The following is a 23,620-nucleotide window of genomic DNA, read 5'->3' on the forward strand; positions in this document are numbered from 1 at the left end:
GAGGAATTATTATGAGAGAACAAGTTCAAGGTAGTGTATGGGACAAAGTATTCAAAATATCAGAACGAGGCTCATCCGTATCGAGAGAGTTATTTGCGGGAGCCACTACATTTCTTTGCGTTTCTTATGTATTAGCTGTAAATCCTGCTATTCTTGGCGCTGCCGGTATGGATGTAGGCGCCGTATTCACGGCAACGGCTGTTAGTGCTATCATTATGACATTATTGCTAGCTTTGTATAGCAATATGCCATTCGCCGGCTTATCCGGTATGGGTATCAATGCATTTTTTGCTTACACTATTGTGGTCCAAATGGGACATAGCTTTGCCTTTGCGTTAACGGCTCAATTAATCGCAGGTTTAGCATTTTTACTAATCGCAGTTACACCGTTAAAAGAATATCTGTTTAATGCCATACCTCATACAATTAAATTGGCTGTAACAGCGGGTATCGGCTTGTTTATCGCTCTCATTGGTCTTAGTAGTGCTGGGCTTATCGTCAGCAATCCTGCTACTATTGTGAGCATTGGGGACTTACAGGCACCATCTAGCTTGATATCCATTTTGGGAATCATATTAATCGCCGTTTTTACGGGACGCAATGTAAAAGGAGGAATATTTCTAGCCGTTATCATTGCTGCGGTTGTTGGGTTCTTCTGTGGGATTACAAAGTTGCCGTCGACGATATTTTCTATGCCACCATCGTTGGCACCGATTTGGTTTCATTATGATATGAGCGAACTTTTATCTGTAGATATGGTATTTGTGGCCTTTACGTTCTTGTTCGTTAATTTATTTAATGTAGTTGGCGTATTGATTGGTCTTACAAATCAAGCTGAGGTGCCTCAAGATAAACAGTTGGGCGTACAAAGCTCTTGTATGAAAGTATCTGCATTAGGTACTATCATTGGTAGTGCACTAGGTACATCTCCTCATATCGTAGCGGTTGAATCGGCAGCAGGTATCGCAGAGGGAGGCCGTACAGGCTTGACCGCTTTAACTATTGCAGGACTCTTTATAGCATCCTTATTTTTAGCGCCGTTACTCATGGTTATTCCTATAGCGGCTACTGCTCCGGTACTTATCGTAGTAGGTCTATTTATGATGGCCTCTGTTAAAGATATAAACTTCGGTGATATTTCTGAAGGATTACCAGCATTTTTAACTATAATCATGATGCCTTTTGCTTATTCCATAGGTGTAGGTATTGAATGGGGTCTCATCAGTTATGTATTAATTAAGGTTTTGACTAGGAAATATCGAGATGTTTCCGGTGTCATGTATTTCTTGGCACTTATTTTCATTTTGAAAGAAATCTTTATGTAAGGAGGATCCTTATATGATACAATTTAATGAAAAAATTTCTCGACAGGCACAGGGGTTGGATAAGGCTACTGTCGTATTAAAGGGGGCATCTGTTTTAAATGTATTCACCGATGAATGGGTAAAAGCGGATGTTGCGATTCATGATGATACGATTATAGGCGTTGGTACCTATAGCGGTGAAACAGAATATGATTATAGTGGTAAATATATAGTACCTGGCTTTATCGACAGTCATCTACATTTAGAGTCTACATTAGTAAATCCTAAGGAATTAGTCTTTGAAGCCTCTCAAGTAGGGACTTTAGGCTTTATAGTAGATCCTCATGAAGCAGGCAATGTTGCAGGTATTGCAGGTGTTGAGTACATGATCAATGAAACTGCATCGGCTCAAGGTGATGTATATGTTATGGCTCCATCCTGTGTGCCCGCTGTACCAGGTGAAGATAATGGCGCTATTTTAGATGGAGATATGTTACATAAGCTACAAGCTAATCCACGTATTTTAGGATTAGGTGAAGTCATGGACTGTTATAGTGTTATCAATAGTGATCCTTACATGATGAAAAAGTTAGATTACTTTAAAGATACAATTATGGATGGACATATTATTGGACTTTCACCAGAGCAAGTAGTAAGTTATCGTTTGGCAGGCATTACTACAAATCATGAATGTATTTCCTACAAAGAAGCAAAAGAGCAAGTTAAAAATGGTATCTATGTATGGATTCGTGAGGGCAGTGCGGCTCATAATCTAGACTCCATTGTGAAAGGGCTCGTAGAAGAGCAAGGGAATACGGAACGTTATGGTTTCTGTACAGATGATAAACATATTGAGGATATTCGTTCAGAAGGCCATATCAGCTATAATATTCGTCGTTCTATTGAACTGGGACTGACACCAATCCAAGCTTATAAAATGGCCTCCACTCATCCGGCATCATGCTACGGTTTGAAACATTTAGGCGCTATTGCACCCGGCTATAGTGCTAATCTTGTAATTCTTAATGATGAACAACGCGTAGATATTCACGAGGTGTTTTATAAAGGAAAAACGATTGAACGTGTTCTCGTAAGAGAAGAGAAGGTTGTACCAGCTGAATTACTGCATACGATTAATATAGGTACTTTCACAAAGAATAAATTAGATGTTTTTGTTGAAGGTCCGCAAGCGATTATTAATATCGTACCTGGGCAAATAGTTACACAAAAAACTGTTGAAGAGGTTCCTGTTGAAAATGGACTGTTCAAGCCTAATGCTGAGTACAATAAAATTACTTGTATCGAGCGGTATAAAGCATCTGGTAGAAATGGTATTGGTATTTTGAAAGGCTTCAATTTAAAAAATGGTGCTATTGCGTCATCCTTTGCACATGATTCACATAATCTGATTGTTGTTGGCGACAACGATGCAGATATGATGGTTGCTATTGAGCGTATTCGCGAAATTGGCGGCGGATATGTCATTGCTAGTAAAGGCAAAGTAGTAGAGGAACTAGCTCTTGAAGTAATGGGCTTAATCACAAATCGACCTCACGAAGAAGTAGATGCAAAAGTAGCTAAGATGAAAGATATTGCTTACGGTATGGGCGTGCCGAAAGGCCTAGATCCTTTTATTAATTTGAGTTTCCTTGCATTAACTGTAATTCCAGAAATTAGAATCACTACTACAGGTGTGATGGAGTTCTAGTGTTAAGTTTAATGAAAAGCTAATATAAAAAGGGGCTGTAACAGAATGTGGTTTTACCACATTCTAGTTGCAGTCCCTTTTGCTTTTATCCTTGAAACAGGATGAGTTTATTTAATTATAGCAAGCCTTGATTTTCCATCATATCTTTAATATCAAGTATGGTAGATTTACATACTACATCATAATCTAATGAACCAAGGAAGTCTGCAAATTTAGTGTCATCTTCATTTTTACAGTTTCCATATGGAATTTTACCAAATTTTTGATATGGCTCTAGAATGCGATTTCGTCTGTGCTTCCACGTATTATAATAAGGACCTTTGAATTTAGTCATAAAACCATTGCTATCGACTAATACAAAGCCTTCAGATTCATGGAATGAATTTAGTTCCTTATTTATAATGCCTTGGAGTTCATCCATGGTAGAAACTTGTTGAACTGTTTTAACAATGGAAATCAAGTCAGTGTCATATTTTTGTAAAATCGTATAAAGTTCAGCTAATTTTTCTCTAGAGAAGGGTACATCTATATGCTTACCATTTACGTCTAGAGTATTTTGAATCATATCGAGTACATAGAGATGGTCTTGGTCGTATTTAATGATATGAGTATCCTCTTGGCTGATGACCTCAAATATCATAGAGCAGCTATTACGTGCTAATAAATCTTTGATTTCTGCTTGTAAGCCTTCCGGTAATCTATGGAATAGGTTTTTAAATAAATCTACATGTACACCATCTGTTGTAGATTTAGAGGCAAATACTAATTCTTCGTTGATAACGCCAAGAATGGCAAGGTAACCATTTTCTTTAGTTCTAATTTCAACTGGGAAGGAGAGAGTATTAGCTAGATTATCTAACTCAGTTTCTGGACGCTCACCAAGATTAAAGAATTTATTATAACTACGTAATTTCACATCTCCTGTTATTCGATCCACAAATAATCCACGAGCTTGTACTGTACTTTCATTCCATAATCGTTTATGAAATACACGAGAGGTAAAGTTCAAGGAATATAGGTTAGGAAAACATTGTTTTACTTTTACTAATTTTGAATTGCCAATAATATTAATATCTTCATTTTGTGTGAAGATGACATGTTGTGTCATATTTTGGAATTCATGGCGCATATAATCTTTATCATATACATCGTTTTTTATTCCATTTTTTGTGAAAGTATTAGCTGTAATATCGATGTATTTTAGCTCTCCACCAAACTCAACTTCTCCTTCCAAACAGAAGGAGTACTTTCCATCTGGAACGCCACGATGACCGTGAATTTGAATGAAGTCCTGACACATATTTTGCTCGTAATTAGTATCATAAATATTAGCGATATTTGTTTCGTAAGCGCCAAACCCATTAATAAAGGTTGAGGTAGCTATGAAGGTCATATTAGGCACATAGGAGATACCACCATGGGAAACTAAATATTTTTTGCCATGAAAGCTAAATGGATAACATTGATGAAGTGATTTATAAAAGAGTCGCAGTTCTCGTTGGAGTGATTCCACTTCTTTTTTCGTCATATTCTTTATGATAGGTGCTACCACATCTTTCATAAAGCGTTTGGAACGATCTAAACTTGTATGGAATGCAAAGTTTGCAATATGTCGCTCGTGATTGCCTTCTAACATAATTGTATTAGGTAATGTGCTGAGACGCATCATTTCGTACATCATTTCTTTGTTTTCAATACCGCGTTCTAAATAGTCACCGCAGAAGATGTATAATGTTTTTTCATCCCATGGTGTAATAGCTTGTTGTAATGCGGTGTAGCAACCGTGAATATCACCGATAACACGCACACGATCATATCTATTTGTTAGATTAACAGTGAAGTAATTGTTGATTTCATCAATAGAGTTAATTTTTTTACAAAACTTTGGTAATGTACTTGTTTTAATCATTTTGTACATACGATGAATGACTTGCTCTGGCACGCGTTTGTAATCGGCGCGAGTCGCATTACGGGCCAAGCAATCCTCTAAGGATGTATCTGGTTCATAGTAATATACAGTATATTTATATTTGTTAAGTAATTCTTTGTAAGCATTAACAGCTTTAGATGTAGTGTGGGTAGCATCTAAGACGACAAAGTCGCCATTACTCATTCGTTTTTCTAAACAATCTAGTAGGAGCTTCCATGCTGGACCATTATCCTCTTGTGAAATATACCAGCCATTCTCACTAAGGGAAGGGCTACGTAAAAGCATACGGAAATGATCGGCTTCAAGGGTGTAAGCCTCAAGATTGTTATCACGAATCCACTGAGACTTACCACTAGCAGGAGCACCACGCATTAATAATAGTGTTCTCATAGTAATAGTCCTCTAATCTGCCCATAGGGCGTAAAAAAAATATAATTGTATAATAAACGAAAAATTATTTTATAATTAAATAAGAAAAGGGCATAAAAAAAACAGTCTCAACGGATATCCGAGAGACTGTCTTGCTTGCTTTTAAAATTATAAAGCGTTTACTTTAGCTGCAAGGTTAGATTTTTTGCGAGCTGCAGTGTTTTTATGAAGTACACCTTTGGAGGCTGCTTTATCAATTACGCTAGTAGCATGAACAAGTGCTTGTTTTGCTTCTTCTACTGCGCCTGCTTGAACAGCTTCAACGGTTTTACGAGCTGCTGTACGAATTTGAGATTTTACAGCGGCGTTTTTCGCACGACGTTCAGCATCCGTTTTTACGCTTCTAATACTGGATTTAATGTTTGGCAATTGAGTCACCTCCTTAAAAATCGTTTCTTATACCTGAATGATTATATCATACCAAATATTGATACGCAAGGACTTTTCAGCCCAATATTTTCCTTAATGACATGATTTGTAAAACATTTTCTACTGTTTATTAAGGAAAGCATATATGTGGTTTTTAAAATCAAATTACTTACTCATTTTCTAGTGTAACAATATATTAATTTTTATTTATGAAAGTTAAAAGTGTCCTTATGTTATAATGAAGAATAGAATTAAGTGAGGTGTATTATGAAAAAATTAATGATTATAGATGGCAGCAGTTTGTTATTCCGTGCATTTTTTGCATTACCACCATTAAAATCCGCTTTGGGAACACCAACCAATGCAGTATATGGTTTCTTGACAATGCTCATTAAATTGTATGAAGAAATTAATCCTGACTATATTGCCGTAGCTTTTGATAAAGGTCGTCAAACATTCCGTACTGAAATGTATAGTGAATACAAAGGAAATCGTCCAGATGCACCTGAGGATTTGCGTCCACAATTTAGTTTAATTCAAGATGTATTAAAAGCGTTGGGTATTTGTGTCATCGAAGAAGAAGGCTTTGAAGGGGATGATATTCTTGGATCTTTAAGTAAAAAGTTTGGAGCCCCTGAAATGGCTGTCCAAATTATTACAGGTGATCGTGATAATTTACAGCTTGTAACAGAACATAGTCATGTGTTCTTAACTAAAAAAGGTATTTCTGATATGTTAGAAGTTACTCTAGATAATATGGAGGAGCTTTATGGTTATGGTCCTGATAAGGTTATCGAAATGAAGGCGCTTATGGGTGACTCTTCCGATAATATTCCAGGTGTACCAGGCGTAGGTGAGAAAACAGCGCTTAAATTAATTACCGAATATGGCAATCTTGAATCTGTATACGAACATATTGAAGACATTTCTGGTAAGAAATTAAAAGAGCGTCTCGTAGAGAATAAAGAGTTAGCCTTTTTATCTCGTGAGTTGGCAACAATAAAAACAGATATGGAGTTATCTTATAAAGTAGAAGATTTTGTACAAAACTTCCATACCTCTGAAGTACAGCCTTTATTTGAAACTTTAGGCTTCACTAAATTAACACCTCGCATTGTTCAAGTAATGGGGGGCGAGGAAGCAGCTTTTGGAGATCCAGGCTCATTATTTGCACCACAAGAGGAGATTTCCTTAGATGATTTAGCAGATGCTAAAGTATTAACAGCCGACTTCTATAAAGATAAAACGGTAGCAGTACATGTTATATTAGATGGAAAAACACCATTTAGAACGGTAACGAATACGTATCTATCTAATGGTGATACTATTGTAAAAACAGACGATACTAAAGCTGTTTTAGCTGTTTTACAAGGTGCTAAAGCCATCGTTACAACTCAGACCAAGGAGATTATCGAAGCCTTTGGTGCAGATGTGCCAGCTGAGATTTCTTTATTTAATGCTGATAAAACTGCTCGTGTTCACGATATGTCTCTCATTGCGTATTTATTAGATCCTACGCGTACTAATTATGGATATCTATATCTAACTGAGCGCTTCTCTGTACCTAGCATTGCTAGCGGTAGTGTAGATGTAGAATGCGTATCCATGGTGAAAGCATTACTCGCCATGAACGAAGCAGCTTGTGAATCTGCTCGTCGTGAAGAGTTATGGTCTTTATATGAAACGATTGAGTTGCCTTTGATTCATACTTTAGTAGTGATGGAAAAGAATGGTATCTATATCGATACAGAGAAGTTAGCGGAAACAACAACTCGTTTTAAAGAGGAACTAGCCCAAGTACAACAAGAGATTTATGAATTAGCTGGAGAAAATTTCAATATCAATTCACCTAAACAATTGGGTGTAATCTTGTTTGAAAAGATGAACTTGCCAATCATCAAGAAAACTAAGACCGGCTATTCTACAGATGCGGAAGTACTGGATATGCTTCGTCACGAAAGTCCGATTGTTGAAAAAATCTTGGCATACCGTTCTGTTGCTAAATTAGTATCTACCTATTGTGAAGGTTTGGCAGTTCTTATCAATGATAAGACTCGTCGTATTCATACGACTTTCAATCAAATGGTTACGGCTACAGGTCGACTTAGCTCATCTGATCCGAACTTGCAAAATATTCCTGTTCGTACCGAAAAAGGCCGTGAAATTCGTGCCTTATTCTATCCGGGTGCTGGATATGATACATTGGTGAGTGCCGATTACTCCCAAATTGAGTTGCGCATTTTAGCCCATTTATCTGGTGATGAAGCATTGATTAAAGCCTTTGTAGAAGGCAAGGATATTCACCGTTTTACTGCTGCAGAGGTGCTTGGTAAAGCTCAAGATGATGTAACTAGCGAAGAACGTTCTCATGCGAAAGCGATTAATTTCGGTATTATTTACGGTATTTCTGACTTTGGTTTATCTCGTGACCTTGGTATTACACGGGGTGAAGCTAAAAACTATATTGATCTTTATTTTAGCCGTTATCCTAAGGTTAAAGAGTATATGGATCGAATGGTTCAAGAGGCTCATGAAACAGGGAAGGTTCGCACTATGTTTGGTCGTCAACGCGAGTTACCTGATATTAATAGTCGTAACTTTAACCGTCGTTCCTTTGCTGAACGAACTGCAATGAATACGCCAATTCAAGGTACTGCCGCAGATATTATTAAGTTAGCCATGAACCAAATGGAGCAAAAATTAGAAGAACAAAACTTTAAGTCTCGACTTTTATTACAAGTACATGACGAACTAGTACTTGAAGTGGTGAACTCTGAATTAGAAGCTATAGAGGAATTATTACGTAATACAATGCAATCTGTTGTAGAGCTACAAGTACCTCTTATTGTAGACGTACATCATGCAGAAAACTGGGCATTAGTAAAGTAATATATATTTATAATTAATAGAAGGTATATATGTTTAAAATTGGCTTAACTGGTGGCATTGCATCTGGCAAAAGTACAGTTCTTACATATTTTAAGGATAAAGGTATACCGTATATCGATGCTGATATTGTGGCTCGTGAAGTTGTAGAGCCTGGTACAAAAGGGCTAGAAGCAATTGTAGCTGCATTTGGAACCGATGTATTGCACGATGATAGGACATTAAACCGAGAAGCATTAGGGGCTATTATCTTTCACAATGAAAAAAAACGCCAACAACTGAATGGTTGTTTAAAAGAGCATATTCAAAATCGAATCATGGAGCTCACAGCTCATTATGAGGCACTGCATACACCAGTTTTACTATATGACATTCCTTTACTTATCGAAGGAGAGTGGTATACCATGATGGACGAGGTGTGGCTCGTATATGTGAATGAGTCAACTCAAATTGAGCGCTTAATGAACCGCAATGGATTTACCAAAGAGGATGCATTGGCTCGTATTAAGAGTCAAATGCGTCTTGATGACAAACGGACTTATGCGGATGTAATCATTGATAATAATGGTACAACTTTGGATTTAAAGAAACAATTAGATACCATCTGGAATGAGCGTATTGAATCAGTTCTATAAGAAAATTGATAATTGCCATTTTATGTGTCAAATTTGGTATATAAATAATAGTAATAAATGGTATAATAAGCCCATAAAACTTAGCATAATATTAGTTTAGCATTTGTTATATGTTAGATTTTGATGACTATTTTCAGTTTGTATGTAGAAAGGGGGATATATGAAACGTGCAACGGCAACGGCACTATCCTGTGTCGTACTAGGATGGTTTTATTTTACATATCTAGATGACCATTTCGCGCGTCAAATCGCGTATCCCTTTAACTATAAAGAGGAAGTTATAGCCGCAGCTGAGAAAGAGCAGGTACCTCCGTCTTTGGTGGCCAGTGTTATCTTAGCTGAAAGCAAGTATAAAAACACAGCGGAGTCTGAAACCGGTGCTCTTGGATTGATGCAACTCATGCCAGATACAGCTCGTTGGGTGGCACAACAAGTTGGGCATGGCAATTATACAGATCGTCAATTAAAAGAACCTACTATAAATATTGAGCTAGGTACTTGGTACCTAGGTCATTTGCTGAAGGAGTTTAATGGGGATCAAGTACTAGCATTAGCCGCTTATAATGCTGGTCGTGGTCATGTGGAATCGTGGATTCACGAAAATAACTGGAATGGAATGGTTGATACGATTCCGTTTCCTGAGACTCGTAGCTATGTAAAAGCAGTCTTACAGTATCAAGAAAGATATGAGGCATTATATGGAAACGATTATTGAAGCTTGTAAAGCCTTAGACTATTCATGGTTGCCTCAATCTATTGAAGGCTTTACACTAGTTACCTCTACTGAAACTGACTATACAAAGTTAGCTAATCGTATTAGTGCTGGTGAAGACGTATTGAAGGTACCTATTTTCCACTATCAAAACGATTTAGGATGGCGTTGGTCAGCCTTATATGATAAAGAGGTAGAGGACTATACAGTACATATAGAAATGCCACTATTTTCCTTTGTGGACATTTCTTTTGTGCGAGCCGATTTAGAGACTTTTTGGATCGGGCTACAAGAACGATGTGTAAAAGGGTTAACCAATATGTTAATAGAACCTGCTAATAATTTTACCTTTACTTATCGTCGCCGAGGGATTCCTGAATGGGACTTTTCACAAGCTATGCCTGAAGAGTTAGAAGGTTTTGTACGCGATATTGATCCAGCCCATGCGATTCACATGATTAATGGGTCTTTTATCATCGGCGAATACCGCAAGATGGATGAGTGTACAGGCTTACTATTGTATTATAATGAATTGCGTGATGAATACTTTGCGGAACTTCGTTATAAAAGCTATCCAGAAATTGACCATCATTTAGATGCAAAAAATCTAGATGATTTAGCATTGTTATTGCGCGAGCATTTAGGTGCTATATTAAAAGGTTTGAATGAGCGCATTGATTAAAGTTTGGATAGATTTAACTATGCTATTTTTTATCATTTGTTTGTTTTTATAAAATGACTTATGTGGGATTGGTTTCTTTAATGCCCATTAGAAAACGTAGAATTTGTATATACGCAGTAAATGTGATATACTATATATGACTTTTATATAAATCTTTTAAAAGAGTGGGCGTATGTCCACTCTTTCATTTATGATTAGCTCAATTTTATAGTGTTTTTATCAAGAGATATATACAAGATGTAGTAAGTAAGGAGGCGATGGCTATGAAAAGAGAAGCAGTGGAGGAGTTTGTATCCTCTGTGGTTGAAGGTATTATAGCCGGCACCGATATGGAACTCGTCGATGTAGACTATGTACGTGAACGGGATTGGTATTTACGTGTCTACCTTGATAAACCAGGTGGTGTAGATTTGGATGACTGTCAGTTGGTGAGCGAAAAATTAAGTGCTGTCCTCGACGAAAAGGATCCAATTACGGAAAACTATTTATTGGAGGTATCTTCTCCCGGTCTTGATCGAGTTCTTAAGAAAGACAAGGACTTAGTTCGCTATAATGGCCGTGATGTAGATATTCAGTTGTTTAAGGCTATTAATGGTAGTAAACAATTTACTGGTGCATTACAAGGTTTTACAGACACAACTATCGAATTTACTATCAATGGTGAAAGCATGACATTTGAACGTTCTACCATTGCACAAATTCGATTACATCTTGATTTTTAATATATGGAGGCATACGAGTGAGTCAAGAATTAATTCAAGCGGTAATGGTGCTTACAAAGCAAAAAGGTTTTGCTCCTGAGGTTATTTTTGAATCCTTAGAGGCTGCATTGTTGCAAGCATATCGCAAAGAACCAACATCTAACCCAGATGCGTACGTTGTGATTGACCGCGAAACAGGCGTTTATAAAGTAATGGCTAAAAAACAAGTTGTGGAAACTGTTGAATTACCTGAAACAGAAATCAGCTTATTGGACGCTCGCAAAAAAGATAAACGTTTTGAGATTGGTGATGTAGTAGAAGTAGATGTAACTCCTGCCAACTTTGGCCGTAGTGCTGCCCATACTGCTAAACAAATGCTCATTCAACGTTTAAAAGAGGCTGAGCGGAGTGTAGTATACGAAGAGTATTACAGCCGTGAAGGAGATATCATCACTGGCGTTATTACTCGCGTTGAAGGTAAAAATGTATTTATCAATCTTGGTAAAACGGAAGCGATTTTGCCTCCAACTGAGCAAATTGTTACAGAAACATACCGTGAAGGAGATCGTATTAAATGCTATATCGTAGAGGTTAAGAAAACTACGAAAGGCCCTCAAATTATGATTTCTCGCACACATCCAGGTTTATTGAAACGTCTATTTGAGCTAGAGGTTCCAGAAATCTTTGAAGGCGTAGTAGAGCTTAAGTCTGTAGCTCGTGAGCCGGGGATGCGTTCTAAAATCGCTGTATATAGTCGTGATGAAAATATTGATCCTGTAGGTGCTTGCGTAGGTCCTAAAGGGCAACGTGTACAACATATTGTTGATGAATTACACGATGAAAAAATAGACATTGTAAAATGGGATGAAGATCCAGCAATTTACATTGCTAACTCCTTAAGCCCTGCGAAGGTTGTATCGGTAGATGTAAGCGAAGAAGAAAAATCTTCATATGTAGTAGTACCTGATTACCAATTATCTTTAGCTATTGGTAAGGCTGGTCAAAATGCTCGTTTGGCGGCTAAGTTGACTAACTGGAAAATCGATATTAAAAGTGAAACTCAAGCTGCTGAAGAACCTTTTACAGGTTTCGGCAATGCTGAGGATGGTGAATAGTCATGAAACCAAAATCCCAACCTATGCGTACTTGCGTAGGATGTGGTGAACCTAAGGAAAAACGAGAATTGATTCGCTTAGCCTTGAGTCCTGACGGCAATATCACTATTGATCGCAGCGGTAAAGCACCAGGACGTGGAGCTTATTTATGTGAATCCATGTCATGTTTTGAGCAGGCCTATAAGGCAAAACGATTAGAACGGTCCTTAAAGCATAGCGTATCTAAAGAGATATATGAAGCGTTACAACGTGATTTACAAGAGAATGAGTAATCACTGATATACATGAATGAAGATAAAATTTTAAATCTCTTAGGCTTAGCGCAACGAGCAGGAAAAGTTATTTCTGGTGATTTTATCGTAGAAAAAGCTATAAAGAGAAAGGAACCGAAATTAGTACTTCTCGCTAGTGATTGTGCAGCCAATAATGAAAAGAAATATACTCAATTAGCAGAAACCCATCACATTCCACTTCACAGTATTGCCGATAAAGAGGCTTTAGGAACGGCCATTGGTAAGGAAGTTCGGGTAGTAGTCGCCGTACTAGATGATGGATTTGCAAAGGCATTACTTAAAGAGATTGATCGATAATAAGGGGGTATGTAGATGTCCAAAAAACGCGTTCATGAAATCGCCAAAGAGTTCGGCGTTGAAAGTAAGCAGGTCATTTCTATCTTGCAACAACATAATATTAATGTTACTAAAGCAGTTAATTCTGTAGATGATTCAGGTTATGAAATTGTAAAAAAACAATTAGGTAAAAAATCTGAAGCTCCTAAAGTAGCACAAAAAAAAGAAAAAAAGGTAGAATCGAAATCTGCTCCAACTGCAGCCCATAAACAGGAAGCTGCATCACATAAACAACAGCATTCAAATCGTTCTAACGAACAGAAAAAAGATAAACACAAACAAGCTGGTCAAAAACAAGACGATCAATCTAAACAAAAGGACCATAAAAAAGGCAATGTCCGTCATGTACAAATCTCTGAGCCTACACGCAAATCCGATGGTAAGCAACATGGTGGAGACCGTGCTAACAATCGCCCTAATAATACCCGCAATAATGATAACCGTAATAACGGTCGTTCTAATGATGTGCGTAACAATGACAGTCGAAACAACGATAATCGTAATAGCGACAACCGCAATAACGATAACCGCAATTCTAATAATGATCGCCGTAACAAGAAAAATAAAAAAGGTGGTAATAACCGCCCCCAATCCTTGTTATCTACATCTATGCAAAAAAAGAAAAATCGCGTAAAACATCGTAACGAGCAGTACCTACAACAAAAAGCAGAAGCTGAACGTAAAGCTGAAGCAGCAATTGCTACAGAAATTGAATTGAGCGGGCCTCTAACTGTTAAAGACTTAGCTGAAAAAATGGGTCGCGAAGTATCTGAAATCATCAAAAAATTGATGCTTTTAGGTGTTATGGCCAGCATTAACCAAGAGGTTGATGTAGATACAGCTACTATCGTGGCTGAAGAGTTCGGTGTAACTGTAACTGAAGTAGAACCTGAAGAAGACCCTACAGATGTTATTGAAATTGAAGATGCACCAGAAACATTAAAACCACGACCTCCTGTAGTAACTATCATGGGTCACGTTGACCATGGTAAAACATCCTTGTTGGACGTAATTCGTCAAACTAATGTAACAGCTGGCGAAGCTGGTGGTATCACTCAACATATTGGTGCGTACCAAGTTCGCTACAAGGATAATAAAATCACATTCCTTGATACACCAGGTCATGAAGCATTTACTGCTATGCGTCTACGCGGTGCGAAATCTACGGATATTGCAGTTCTTGTAGTCGCTGCCGACGACGGTGTAATGCCGCAAACTATCGAGGCTATTAATCATGCGAAGTCTGCAGATGTACCTATTATTGTAGCCATCAACAAAATGGATAAACCAGGTGCTAACCCAGACCATGTTAAACAACAATTGTCTGAACATGGCCTTTTACCAGAAGAATGGGGCGGCGATGTAATTATGGTTCCAGTATCTGCTAAACAAAAACAAGGTATTGATGACTTACTTGAAAATATCTTGCTCGTAGCAGAAGTTATGGAATTGAAAGCGAACCCTAACCGTAAGGCATATGGCGTAGTTATCGAGGCTCAACTTGATAAAGGTCGTGGTGCCGTATGTACTGTCTTGGTACAAAAAGGTTCTCTTCGTGTAGGTGATACAGTACTTGCTGGTACTGCATACGGTAAAGTACGTGCCATGACAAATGAGCGCGGTGAAAAAGTAAAAGTTGCTCGTCCATCTATGCCGGTAGAAATTTTGGGCTTCTCCGAAGTTCCACAAGCCGGTGAAATTATAAATGGTATGGATGACAACGAAGCACGTGCAATTGCTGAAAAACGTGTTGCTAAGCAACGGGTTCAAGAATTGCAAGCTACACATAAAGTTACATTAGATGATATTTTCAACCAAATTCAACAAGGCGAGTTGAAGGATCTTAATATTATCATCAAAGCCGATGTTCAAGGTTCTGTAGAAGCATTGCGTCAATCTTTAGAAGGCATCAAAAACCCTGAGGTTCGTATTGTTATTGTTCATGCTGCAGTAGGTGCCATTAATGAATCGGATATCATGTTGGCATCTGCATCTAATGCGATTGTAATGGGCTTCAACGTACGCCCTGATGCTAATGTTCGACGTGCAGCGGAACAAGAAAAGGTTGACTTGCGTACATATCGTGTAATTTATGATGCTATCAATGACGTTGAATCTGCTATGCGCGGTATGTTGGCGCCTCAATTTAAAGAGGTTGTCGTAGGTCGTGCAGAAGTGCGTCAGGTTATTTCCACACCAAAGGCTATTGTAGCTGGCTCTTATGTAACAGAAGGTCGTATTACTAACGACTCTGAAGTTCGTTTAATTCGTGACGGCATCGTTGTATTTGAAGGTAAGGTTGATTCTTTACGTCGATTTAAAGATGAAGTTAAGGAAGTTAAAACATCCTTTGAATGTGGTATCTCCTTAGAAGGATACCGCGATATTAAGGAAGGCGACGTTATTGAAGCTTACTTGATGGAAGAAATTGCACCTCAATTATAGGAGGTTTATATGAGTGATGTTCGTGTCAGAAAATTACAAGAATTTATCAAACAAGAGGTAAGTCAAATGTTGATGCGTGGATTGAAAGATCCTCGCATCGGTTTTACCACAATTACTGATGTTCATGTAACAGGTGATTTGCGTGAAGCTACGATTTATGTTTCCTTGTTTGGTTCCGATAAGGAAAAACAAGATACCCTTATCGCATTAAAGCATGCGGCTGGACATATTCGTACCGAGCTTGGAAAGGTACTTAAATTGCGACATATTCCTTCCATCACTTTTGATAAGGATACGTCCTTGGACTATAGCATGCATATTGAATCCCTTTTGAACGAAATTAAAAAGGACGAAGAAACAAATTAAAACAGAGGATACAGAACATGAGTAAGATTACTATTAATCAATTACATATGGCTCTGTGTGAAGCTAATTCTATTATGCTAACCGTCCATGTTAGACCTGATGGCGATGCTATCGGATCCATGGTTGCCTTTTACGAAGCCCTTGTGGGGCAAGGTAAAACTGTATATATGGTAGTAGATGATGTAGTTCCTGAGAAGTACTCATTCTTACGGTATACGGACCACATCCATGATGTCGCCTATTTTGAAACTAATCAAGTTGATATTGATATGCTAATGGTTTTGGATGCTAGCACGTATGAGCGAATTGGCAAAGTAGGTGCACTCTGGAGTGCACCTATTTTTAATATAGACCACCATATTTCTAATACGGAATTTGCGGATTATCTATATTTAAAGCCTGACTTTGCTGCTACTGGTGAAATTGTTACCGACTTATGTACAAAATGGAATTGGCCTATCACTGAGTCTATGGGTATCGCGTTATATATGGCGATAGCTACGGACTGCGGTTTCTTTAAGTTTAGTAATACTACGGCGAATACCCTTGAGATGGCTGCTAAATGTGTAGCTGCAGGGGCTAGACCAAATGTTATTTCTGAAACCATTGAAGCCGTATCTGCCAGTCGCTTAGAATTAACAAAACAAGTTATGCAAACTATCGAGTTTCATAAAAATAATACAGTGGCCACTATCGAGCTAAATCGTGATGCCATGAATATTCTTGGCGATGATACAGATGGTTTTGTAGACATTATTAGAAATGTTGATACTGTAGATGTGGCAATTTTATTAAAAGCAGAAGCTGATAATAGAACACGTGTAAGTTTACGTTCTAAAGGTATTGATGTGAACGCTGTAGCAAGCCATTTTGGTGGAGGTGGTCACATTCGTGCTGCTGGATGTACTATTAATTTGCCGTTACAAGAAGCAAAACAGGCTCTCATTGAGGTGATTTAATAATGGATGGCATTTTACCATTTTTAAAACCTCCTGGTATTACGAGTCATGATGCCGTTGCTATTTGTCGTCGTATTTTAAAAGAAAAGCGCATTGGTCATAGTGGTACATTAGATCCTATGGCTTATGGTGTATTGCCTGTATTTCTTGGCAAGGCTACTCGCCTTATAGAATACACCGAGGATTTTGATAAAACTTATGTAGCAGAATGTAAATTGGGTACTTTTACAGATACTGAAGATAGCTCAGGACAAACTGTATTGCCAGATACTAATATGGTATTGCGTGATGGCGTTGTATTGAATCAAGCTATTCAATCTACAGAGATCTCAGCAACTATGGTTAAACCAAGCTTTGAAGAACTGGTTAGTATCTTGAAAAAATTTGCAGGTATTCAGGACCAAAGACCGTCTAAGTATTCAGCTATTAAAGTAAACGGCATTCGAGCTTATGAATATGCCCGTAAAGGTATTCCTGTGGAGCTACCATTACGCCAAATTCATATTAAAAATATTGAGCTCATTGCTTATGGATTCCCTTTTTTCACGGTTCGCGTGACATGCACAGGGGGGACTTATATTCGCTCATTATTACGCGATATTTGTATTGCTTTAGGTATTCCTGGCACTATGACTTCTTTGGCACGTACTCAAGTAGGGCCTTTTGACATCGGTTCCGCTAAGATGGCTGAAGAGATAATGCTACATGGTAAAAGCCTTTTGTTACCAACGGATGCGGCGGTTTCTCATCTTTCAAAAGTGACTGTAAATAGTGTACAATTAAGGATGATGGTGCAAGGGAAGGAATTACCTATTGAAAGGGAATTTTCTTTTACCGAGCCAGATAATTTTTATAGAGCCTATGGACCTCTTGGTTTCATAGGTATTATGAGACGAACAAACCACTCATTAAAGGTGGAAAAAAATATTTTTATTGAAGGATAAGTATGAAGCAAATACATTCGTTTGATGAACTACGTCAAATCAAAGATACAAAAGTATATGCCCTTGGTACCTTTGATGGCATTCATCGAGGTCATCAACGAGTTATACGTAAGGCTGTTGAAGAGGCTACATCAATCAATGGCGTAAGTATTATCATTACCTTTGAACATCATCCGTTGACTATATTACATCCAGAACGAGTACCTAAACGGGTGATTCAAGAAGAGATTATGGATACTGTGCTAGAAGAGCTCAAAGTTGACTATATTTTACGATTACCTATGACTGAAGCATTATTAAAAATGACTGCAGATGAATTCTTACATGATCTCTGCAATGATATGAATGTGGAAGCTATTGTAATTGGTGAAAACTTTACATTTGGTGCAAAGGGGCTTGGCAATCCAGAATATATGAAAAAAGTGGTAGCGGATAAGAATATACGAGTTCTTGTACAGCCTTTACTGCCATGTGATGGTCGTAGTACACCTATTTCTAGTACAGAAATTAGAAAGGCTATTCATGAAGGACGTTTGGAGGATGCAAATCATTGGCTAGGTAGGCCATTCCAGTTTAAAGGAACTGTGATTAAAGGTGATCAACGGGGACGCACATTAGGATTTCCAACATTAAATCTATTACTTCCTAATGAAATGGCTACACCTCCAGATGGAGTCTATGCTAATCGTGTATGTATTGGTGGTATTTGGTATGATGGGGTAGGCAATATTGGAGATAATCCAACCTTTAGAAATCAGTACCATAGATGTGAAGTACACGTTTTTAACTTTGACCAGGATATATATGGAAAAGAAGTGATTGTACAGTTCATTTCTTATATTAGAGGAGAAGTTAAATTTAATAACTTACAAGACCTTATCGATCAAATGAAGGTAGATGAAGAACAGGCTCTAGCTATTTTAGCTAATGCATAAAAAGGGGGTTCTCATGGATATTAAAGAAGCTCGAAAACAGATAGATAGTATTGATTCTGTATTAGTTACGGAGTTTGAAAAGCGACTCACATTGATTAAAGAAATTGGTAAATATAAGGATGAACATCATTTACCACTTATTGATGAAGAACGGGACGAAAGTATCATTGCTTTACATACTCAAAATTGTAAAGATAAAGTTTTAGCACCTTATGTTGAAAATTATATAAAAACCGTCGTTTCTATGAGTAATGAGTTCTTAAAAGAACACATGCATAAGCATATTTTTCTCATTGGTATGCCTGGCGCAGGTAAGACTACTGTTGGTAAGGTTCTAGCTAAAGAGTTGGGGCGAGATTTTTTTGACTTAGACCAAACGATTCAAGACAAAGTGGGTAAATCTGTTCAAAATATCTATATTTACGATGGTAAAGATGCTTTCAGTGAATATGAATATGCTACAATTAAAGAATTAATTCATAATAAACCATCTGTCATTGCTACAGGTGGCGGTACGGTTACCTATAACAAAACTGTTAAATTGATGCGCAATAATGGTCTTGTTGTATTTGTTAACCGCGATGTAAATCATATTTTAGATGATTTGGATCTAGAGATTCGTCCGCTTGTAAAAGAAAGTATCGAATATATTTTTAATGTATATGAAGAACGATATCCTTTATATGAAAAAGTAGCACATATTAAAATTGGTAACGAAGGCAGTATTACCGATGCAGTGCAAGAAATTATTGAAGCCTTGCCGAATACGGAGAAATAATGGACGCCATACGAGGATTTGTATACCGAACTATATATGAGAATACACAACGTACATATTGCGTGTTTATCCTAAAAGATTATAATGAGGAATACATTACTTGTACTGGCAAATTTGAGTCTCCTAAAGAAGGGGAAGACATCGAAGTACGGGGCCGCTATGTAGAACATGAAAAGTACGGCCGCCAATTTGATGCGAGCAGTGTTGAAAAGTTAAAACCTGATAATATGGGTGCTGCCAAGACTTATTTGTTGAATCTAGGAATAAAAGGTTTTGGTGAAAAATCCGTAGAGAAGGTACTAGAGTATTTCGGTATTCGTATTTTAGAAATTTTACGGGAAGAACGTCCAGAAGAGATTAAGGATGTTCCAGGTCTCCGAAAGAGTGTTAAGGATGAATTATTTAATACCTTACTTGGTGAAGGTATTTTATCCGATTTAAATCATTTTTTTGAAAGTCATCACATTTCATCGAAATGGAGTCGCATTGTATATACCTATTATGGTGTGCAGTCAGTTGCAGTTATAGAGGATAATCCTTATACATTATTACGTGTAGCACCGGATATGCTCTTTGGTACGGCCGATACACTAGCAGAGCATCTTGGTATTAATGGTAGTGATACACGCCGTTTAGAGGCTGGTTTAGAATGGATTCTACGTAGTTTAGATAATCAAGGTCATACATGTTTACCAGTAGACCAACTTATCGGTCGACTTGACGATTTATTACAAACTGATGTAGATGATATTGCGAACTTTATTGAAAGTTTGCTGGAACAAGGTGCACTGTATAGTACGTATTATGAAGACATCTTATATATCTATCCGCCAGAGATGTATGTTTCTGAAGTGGAAGGGGTCCACTATACTCGTGAGTTTCTATTACAAGCTGATCCAATAGCATTAGATATTTCTAGTTTTATTGAAAAGTTTGAACGAGACAACTACATTACTTTTGGTGATGCTCAAAAAGAAGCTATACAGCTCTCATTTTTTGAAAAGTTTTCTCTTATAACTGGTGGTCCTGGTACAGGTAAAACAACTATCATCAAGGCGCTAGTAAAAGGTTTCCAACTCGGTGGATTGGGGCGCATTATACTTTGTGCTCCTACGGGACGTGCTGCAAAGCGTCTGACCGAGGCCACTGAGTTTGAAGCTACTACAATTCATCGTCTATTGGTACCTGTTCAAGGTAGTGACTCCTATGACTTTACAAAGAATGAAGATGATCCTCTAGATATAGATGTCATTATCATCGATGAAGCATCTATGCTTAATGTGCGTTTATTCTATTCTTTGATGGCTGCTATTCCAAAGGAAGCCCATGTCATTATTGTGGGTGACGTAGATCAATTACCACCTATAGGTGCTGGGTTCGTATTAAAAGATTTATTAGATAGTGATTGTGTGCCCTATACACGACTTAATCAGATTTATCGTCAAAGCTCTGGTAATACTATCGTTGAAAGTGCTTACGCAATTAACCGTGGTGAAATGCCTAACCTGGAAGGTGTGAGCGAAGAGTTTTCTTTTATTCCTGTTAAATCTTATGATATGATGATGAAAGCCATCATTGATGTATATAAACGTGAACAAGAGACGATAGAGGATGAATTAGATATTCAAATTATTTCTCCTATGCGCCGTGGTGAAGCAGGTAGTACATTGATATCACAATATGTACAACAAGCCGTAAACCCTCCAGACAGCTATAAGGGAGAAGTTCGTGTCAATGGCATTACGTATCGCGTTGGGGATAAGGTTATTCAAATTCTCAATGATTATGAGTTAGAAGTGTTTAATGGCGAAATTGGCGTTATCTATGCTATTACGCGGACCGATATTTGTATTCGATTTATCCATAAAGAGGTTCGTCTACCTATCGATGAAGCACATATGATTATGCCTGCTTATGCTATTACAGTTCATAAGAGTCAAGGTAGTGAGTATGGTGTAGTTATTATTCCATTTGTTCCACGTTATGGTGGCATGTTACAACGTAATTTGTTGTATACTGCTGTTACACGGGCAAAGCGTAAAGTAATCATCGTTGGTACTACGAGCGCAGTTGAACGTGCTGTGCGTACTGTTAATGCCGATGAACGTTACACATTGTTTAAAGAACGACTACAAGGGAGATGTGATTCGTAATGAGTCTTTGGGATTTCCTATTTCCACCTGTATGCCCTCACTGTGGTGCACCTGTGGCAACACAAGGGGATTGGTGTAAAGCTTGTTTTACAGATTTATTACATATTCGTCATATACCACATAAATTTTTACACTATGTAGATGATGTATGTGTGTTGGCCGAATATCGTGGTGGTCTAAAGTCTATGATTTACGATGTAAAATTTAATGAAAAAAAGGAGCAGTCCAAAGGGGCCGCTCCTTTTTTAGTATCGTACAACTTTTACATGAAATATAATGAGTCTAACATTGTGAACAGTAATTGTAAAATTATGTATGATTATATTGTTCCCGTACCATCTAGCGAAAAGAAAAAAGCTAAGAGAGGATATAATCAAGTAGATTTATTCTTTCTTGAATGGGCTCATTCTTTATGGGAGATAGATAGAAAAAACTTTAAATGGTTAGATTGTATATACAAGTTTGATACTTCTCGAGATATGTGGGGATTAACAAATAAAGAAAGACATCAAAATATTGATGATGCTTTTGTTATACGCGCCGATTACAAGGATATTGATTTGACAAATAAGAATATTTTAATCGTAGATGATATATATACTACAGGTGCTACAATTGAAGCCGTAGCAAAAGTCTTGCAAAAACATAACGCTTTACGCGTTGATGCCCTTACGCTAGCTAGTGGTAGTTTCTAATCTTTACTATTAAATGTAGGAATATAATATTTGATTTTATAGTAGCATTATAAAATGTATTCATATCAAATTATGGCGATAATGTTTCTAAAAGAAATAGTTAACTTAGTATATAAAAAAGCGTTCACCTGAAGGTGAACGCTTAATTAACATATTAGCCAAGTACATCAATAAATGCTTTAACAACATCTGGATCAAAGAGAGAACCGGACGCACTAAAAAGTTCTTCTTTTGCTTTAGCTTTTGTTTTAGCCCAAAATTCAGTAGAAGGATTAACTGTTGTATCATAGTAATCTGCTACAGCAATAATTCGAGCTCCTAACGGAATATTGGCACCACGTAAATGTTTGGGATAACCAGAACCATCCCATTTTTCATGATGATAACGAATATAAGGTAAAATTTGTTGGCAGCAAGGATAGTTTTCAATCATATTGGCACCACTTGCAGCATGTTGTTTATACTTAGACATTTCTTGCTTATTAAGATATGGAGATTTTTGGATTAATGCATTAGGAACCATTAATAGACCCACGTCATGAAGTAAAGCTGCGTGACGAATCTGTTCAATTTCATTTAATGGTAAACCCATTTTAGCTGCGATGCTAACAGCATAGTTTGAAACCTGAATAGAATGTGTATAGAGATGATAGCTTTTCATTTGTATCATCTGTAAAAGTTGTGCGCTTATGGCTTCTAAACTGTCTTTCTCCAGTTCATACAAACCTGATGGTTGCATCAATGATAACATAAACATAATAAACCCCTCTAACTAACAAACTGAACATATGGTACAACCCCTCGTACTTATGTTCATATCGTACAACTTTAGGCCGTTCTAATTTAACAGTATACAAATTATACACCATAAATAATTTTTTGTGTATGATACGTATGTTCTTACAAATATGTTGTATTCATATTTGGCATACAAAAACTAATTGACAATTTAAGAATCCACTAGATATGGTACTTAAAAAATGTGATTTTAGAAATATTAAAATATTATGAAGAATATTTTAGGTTTTCTATTCCAATTTTCTATACATCAACAAATAGGGGTTGCAAAATTTATTCTCATTGTTCTAAGAATTATGCGATAGTATGTTTGGTAAAAAAATATGTTTGGCTACTTAACTATATAATCAAAATTTTTTAAAATAATAGTAAAACTAGACATGAATACTGTTATTCTTTATAATACGTCTATACGGGTCTGTGGTTGAAAGTCGAGGCTAGTCGCAG

Annotated in this window: 21 protein-coding genes; 18 read left to right on the plus strand and 3 right to left on the minus strand. The window is 37.2% G+C overall.

Features of this window, described 5'->3' with window-relative positions:
- The first annotated feature begins 11 nt into the window (after positions 1-11).
- A complete protein-coding gene (locus VPAR_RS03905; protein WP_042466735.1) occupies positions 12-1,325 on the plus strand; it encodes an NCS2 family permease in 1,314 nt (437 codons plus the stop codon).
- A 13-nt stretch (positions 1,326-1,338) separates the two neighbouring features.
- Entirely contained in the window at positions 1,339-3,012 is a 1,674-nt protein-coding gene (ade, locus tag VPAR_RS03910; protein ID WP_012864249.1) for an adenine deaminase, read from the plus strand.
- Between the two features lie 115 nt (positions 3,013-3,127).
- Here the strand turns inward: ade and VPAR_RS03915 are convergent, their stop codons facing one another.
- Both VPAR_RS03915 and rpsT read right to left on the minus strand, forming a co-directional pair.
- Positions 3,128-5,332, minus strand: coding sequence for an RNA ligase (locus tag VPAR_RS03915; protein WP_012864250.1), 2,205 nt, complete (start codon positions 5,330-5,332; stop codon positions 3,128-3,130).
- Between the two features lie 147 nt (positions 5,333-5,479).
- A complete protein-coding gene (rpsT, locus tag VPAR_RS03920) occupies positions 5,480-5,740 on the minus strand; it encodes a 30S ribosomal protein S20 (RefSeq protein WP_004692998.1) in 261 nt (86 codons plus the stop codon).
- A gap of 267 nt (positions 5,741-6,007) precedes the next feature.
- Here rpsT and polA point away from each other — a divergent pair, with 267 nt between their 5' ends.
- The 16 genes from polA (at position 6,008) to VPAR_RS04000 (ending at position 22,375) form a co-directional block, all read left to right on the plus strand.
- On the plus strand, positions 6,008-8,629 hold the full coding sequence (gene polA, locus VPAR_RS03925; protein WP_012864251.1) for a DNA polymerase I: 2,622 nt from the start codon (positions 6,008-6,010) through the stop codon (positions 8,627-8,629).
- 29 nt (positions 8,630-8,658) lie between these two features.
- The gene (coaE, locus tag VPAR_RS03930) at positions 8,659-9,261 is read left to right on the plus strand and encodes a dephospho-CoA kinase (protein WP_012864252.1); all 603 of its coding nucleotides are present in this window, start codon (positions 8,659-8,661) and stop codon (positions 9,259-9,261) included.
- A 160-nt stretch (positions 9,262-9,421) separates the two neighbouring features.
- Positions 9,422-9,976, plus strand: a complete 555-nt coding sequence (locus tag VPAR_RS03935) for a lytic transglycosylase domain-containing protein (protein WP_012864253.1) — start codon at positions 9,422-9,424, stop codon at positions 9,974-9,976.
- Entirely contained in the window at positions 9,960-10,655 is a 696-nt protein-coding gene (locus VPAR_RS03940; RefSeq protein WP_012864254.1) for a hypothetical protein, read from the plus strand. Before VPAR_RS03935 ends, VPAR_RS03940 begins: the two co-directional genes overlap by 17 nt.
- A 263-nt stretch (positions 10,656-10,918) precedes the next feature.
- A complete protein-coding gene (gene rimP, locus VPAR_RS03945) occupies positions 10,919-11,377 on the plus strand; it encodes a ribosome maturation factor RimP (RefSeq protein ID WP_012864255.1) in 459 nt (152 codons plus the stop codon).
- Positions 11,378-11,394: 17 nt separating this feature from the next.
- Positions 11,395-12,471: a transcription termination factor NusA gene (gene nusA, locus VPAR_RS03950; protein WP_012864256.1), complete on the plus strand. Its 1,077-nt coding sequence runs from the start codon at positions 11,395-11,397 to the stop codon at positions 12,469-12,471.
- A 2-nt stretch (positions 12,472-12,473) separates the two neighbouring features.
- Positions 12,474-12,743: an RNase P modulator RnpM gene (gene rnpM / locus VPAR_RS03955; protein WP_012864257.1), complete on the plus strand. Its 270-nt coding sequence runs from the start codon at positions 12,474-12,476 to the stop codon at positions 12,741-12,743.
- Between the two features lie 12 nt (positions 12,744-12,755).
- Entirely contained in the window at positions 12,756-13,061 is a 306-nt protein-coding gene (locus VPAR_RS03960) for a L7Ae/L30e/S12e/Gadd45 family ribosomal protein (RefSeq protein WP_012864258.1), read from the plus strand.
- Positions 13,062-13,076: 15 nt separating this feature from the next.
- Positions 13,077-15,545, plus strand: coding sequence for a translation initiation factor IF-2 (infB, locus tag VPAR_RS03965; RefSeq protein WP_012864259.1), 2,469 nt, complete (start codon positions 13,077-13,079; stop codon positions 15,543-15,545).
- A 9-nt stretch (positions 15,546-15,554) separates the two neighbouring features.
- Positions 15,555-15,911 (plus strand): 30S ribosome-binding factor RbfA, encoded by a 357-nt coding sequence (rbfA, locus tag VPAR_RS03970; RefSeq protein WP_012864260.1) that lies wholly within the window; start codon positions 15,555-15,557, stop codon positions 15,909-15,911.
- A 17-nt stretch (positions 15,912-15,928) separates the two neighbouring features.
- A complete protein-coding gene (locus VPAR_RS03975; protein WP_012864261.1) occupies positions 15,929-16,870 on the plus strand; it encodes a DHH family phosphoesterase in 942 nt (313 codons plus the stop codon).
- A 2-nt stretch (positions 16,871-16,872) separates the two neighbouring features.
- Positions 16,873-17,814, plus strand: a complete 942-nt coding sequence (locus VPAR_RS03980; protein WP_012864262.1) for a tRNA pseudouridine synthase B — start codon at positions 16,873-16,875, stop codon at positions 17,812-17,814.
- Positions 17,815-17,816: 2 nt separating this feature from the next.
- Entirely contained in the window at positions 17,817-18,749 is a 933-nt protein-coding gene (locus VPAR_RS03985) for a bifunctional riboflavin kinase/FAD synthetase (RefSeq protein ID WP_012864263.1), read from the plus strand.
- A gap of 13 nt (positions 18,750-18,762) precedes the next feature.
- Positions 18,763-19,527, plus strand: a complete 765-nt coding sequence (locus VPAR_RS03990) for a shikimate kinase (protein WP_012864264.1) — start codon at positions 18,763-18,765, stop codon at positions 19,525-19,527.
- Positions 19,527-21,680 carry an SF1B family DNA helicase RecD2 gene (gene recD2 / locus VPAR_RS03995; RefSeq protein ID WP_012864265.1) on the plus strand — a complete coding sequence of 718 codons (2,154 nt, stop codon included), beginning with the start codon at positions 19,527-19,529 and terminating at the stop codon, positions 21,678-21,680. Before VPAR_RS03990 ends, recD2 begins: the two co-directional genes overlap by 1 nt.
- Positions 21,680-22,375 (plus strand): ComF family protein, encoded by a 696-nt coding sequence (locus VPAR_RS04000; protein ID WP_012864266.1) that lies wholly within the window; start codon positions 21,680-21,682, stop codon positions 22,373-22,375. The genes recD2 and VPAR_RS04000 overlap by 1 nt, the downstream gene beginning before the upstream one ends.
- Positions 22,376-22,529: 154 nt before the next feature.
- Here VPAR_RS04000 and VPAR_RS04005 read toward each other — a convergent pair whose 3' ends face one another.
- Positions 22,530-23,132 carry an HD-GYP domain-containing protein gene (locus tag VPAR_RS04005; RefSeq protein ID WP_004693025.1) on the minus strand — a complete coding sequence of 201 codons (603 nt, stop codon included), beginning with the start codon at positions 23,130-23,132 and terminating at the stop codon, positions 22,530-22,532.
- Positions 23,133-23,620 lie beyond the last annotated feature (488 nt).

Source organism: Veillonella parvula DSM 2008, assembly GCF_000024945.1.
Classification (GTDB): domain Bacteria; phylum Bacillota; class Negativicutes; order Veillonellales; family Veillonellaceae; genus Veillonella; species Veillonella parvula.

What these genes read in the sequence shown, in the direction of transcription:
- VPAR_RS03905 (WP_042466735.1), top strand. Translation starts at nt 12, where the DNA reads ATGAGAGAACAAGTTCAAGGTAGTGTATGGGACAAAGTATTCAAAATA.
- ade (WP_012864249.1), top strand. Translation starts at nt 1,339, where the DNA reads ATGATACAATTTAATGAAAAAATTTCTCGACAGGCACAGGGGTTGGAT.
- VPAR_RS03915 (WP_012864250.1), bottom strand. Translation starts at nt 5,332, where the DNA reads ATGAGAACACTATTATTAATGCGTGGTGCTCCTGCTAGTGGTAAGTCT.
- polA (WP_012864251.1), top strand. Translation starts at nt 6,008, where the DNA reads ATGAAAAAATTAATGATTATAGATGGCAGCAGTTTGTTATTCCGTGCA.
- coaE (WP_012864252.1), top strand. Translation starts at nt 8,659, where the DNA reads ATGTTTAAAATTGGCTTAACTGGTGGCATTGCATCTGGCAAAAGTACA.
- VPAR_RS03935 (WP_012864253.1), top strand. Translation starts at nt 9,422, where the DNA reads ATGAAACGTGCAACGGCAACGGCACTATCCTGTGTCGTACTAGGATGG.
- VPAR_RS03940 (WP_012864254.1), top strand. Translation starts at nt 9,960, where the DNA reads ATGGAAACGATTATTGAAGCTTGTAAAGCCTTAGACTATTCATGGTTG.
- rimP (WP_012864255.1), top strand. Translation starts at nt 10,919, where the DNA reads ATGAAAAGAGAAGCAGTGGAGGAGTTTGTATCCTCTGTGGTTGAAGGT.
- rnpM (WP_012864257.1), top strand. Translation starts at nt 12,474, where the DNA reads ATGAAACCAAAATCCCAACCTATGCGTACTTGCGTAGGATGTGGTGAA.
- VPAR_RS03960 (WP_012864258.1), top strand. Translation starts at nt 12,756, where the DNA reads ATGAATGAAGATAAAATTTTAAATCTCTTAGGCTTAGCGCAACGAGCA.
- infB (WP_012864259.1), top strand. Translation starts at nt 13,077, where the DNA reads ATGTCCAAAAAACGCGTTCATGAAATCGCCAAAGAGTTCGGCGTTGAA.
- rbfA (WP_012864260.1), top strand. Translation starts at nt 15,555, where the DNA reads ATGAGTGATGTTCGTGTCAGAAAATTACAAGAATTTATCAAACAAGAG.
- VPAR_RS03975 (WP_012864261.1), top strand. Translation starts at nt 15,929, where the DNA reads ATGAGTAAGATTACTATTAATCAATTACATATGGCTCTGTGTGAAGCT.
- VPAR_RS03980 (WP_012864262.1), top strand. Translation starts at nt 16,873, where the DNA reads ATGGATGGCATTTTACCATTTTTAAAACCTCCTGGTATTACGAGTCAT.
- VPAR_RS03985 (WP_012864263.1), top strand. Translation starts at nt 17,817, where the DNA reads ATGAAGCAAATACATTCGTTTGATGAACTACGTCAAATCAAAGATACA.
- VPAR_RS03990 (WP_012864264.1), top strand. Translation starts at nt 18,763, where the DNA reads ATGGATATTAAAGAAGCTCGAAAACAGATAGATAGTATTGATTCTGTA.
- recD2 (WP_012864265.1), top strand. Translation starts at nt 19,527, where the DNA reads ATGGACGCCATACGAGGATTTGTATACCGAACTATATATGAGAATACA.
- VPAR_RS04000 (WP_012864266.1), top strand. Translation starts at nt 21,680, where the DNA reads ATGAGTCTTTGGGATTTCCTATTTCCACCTGTATGCCCTCACTGTGGT.
- VPAR_RS04005 (WP_004693025.1), bottom strand. Translation starts at nt 23,132, where the DNA reads ATGTTTATGTTATCATTGATGCAACCATCAGGTTTGTATGAACTGGAG.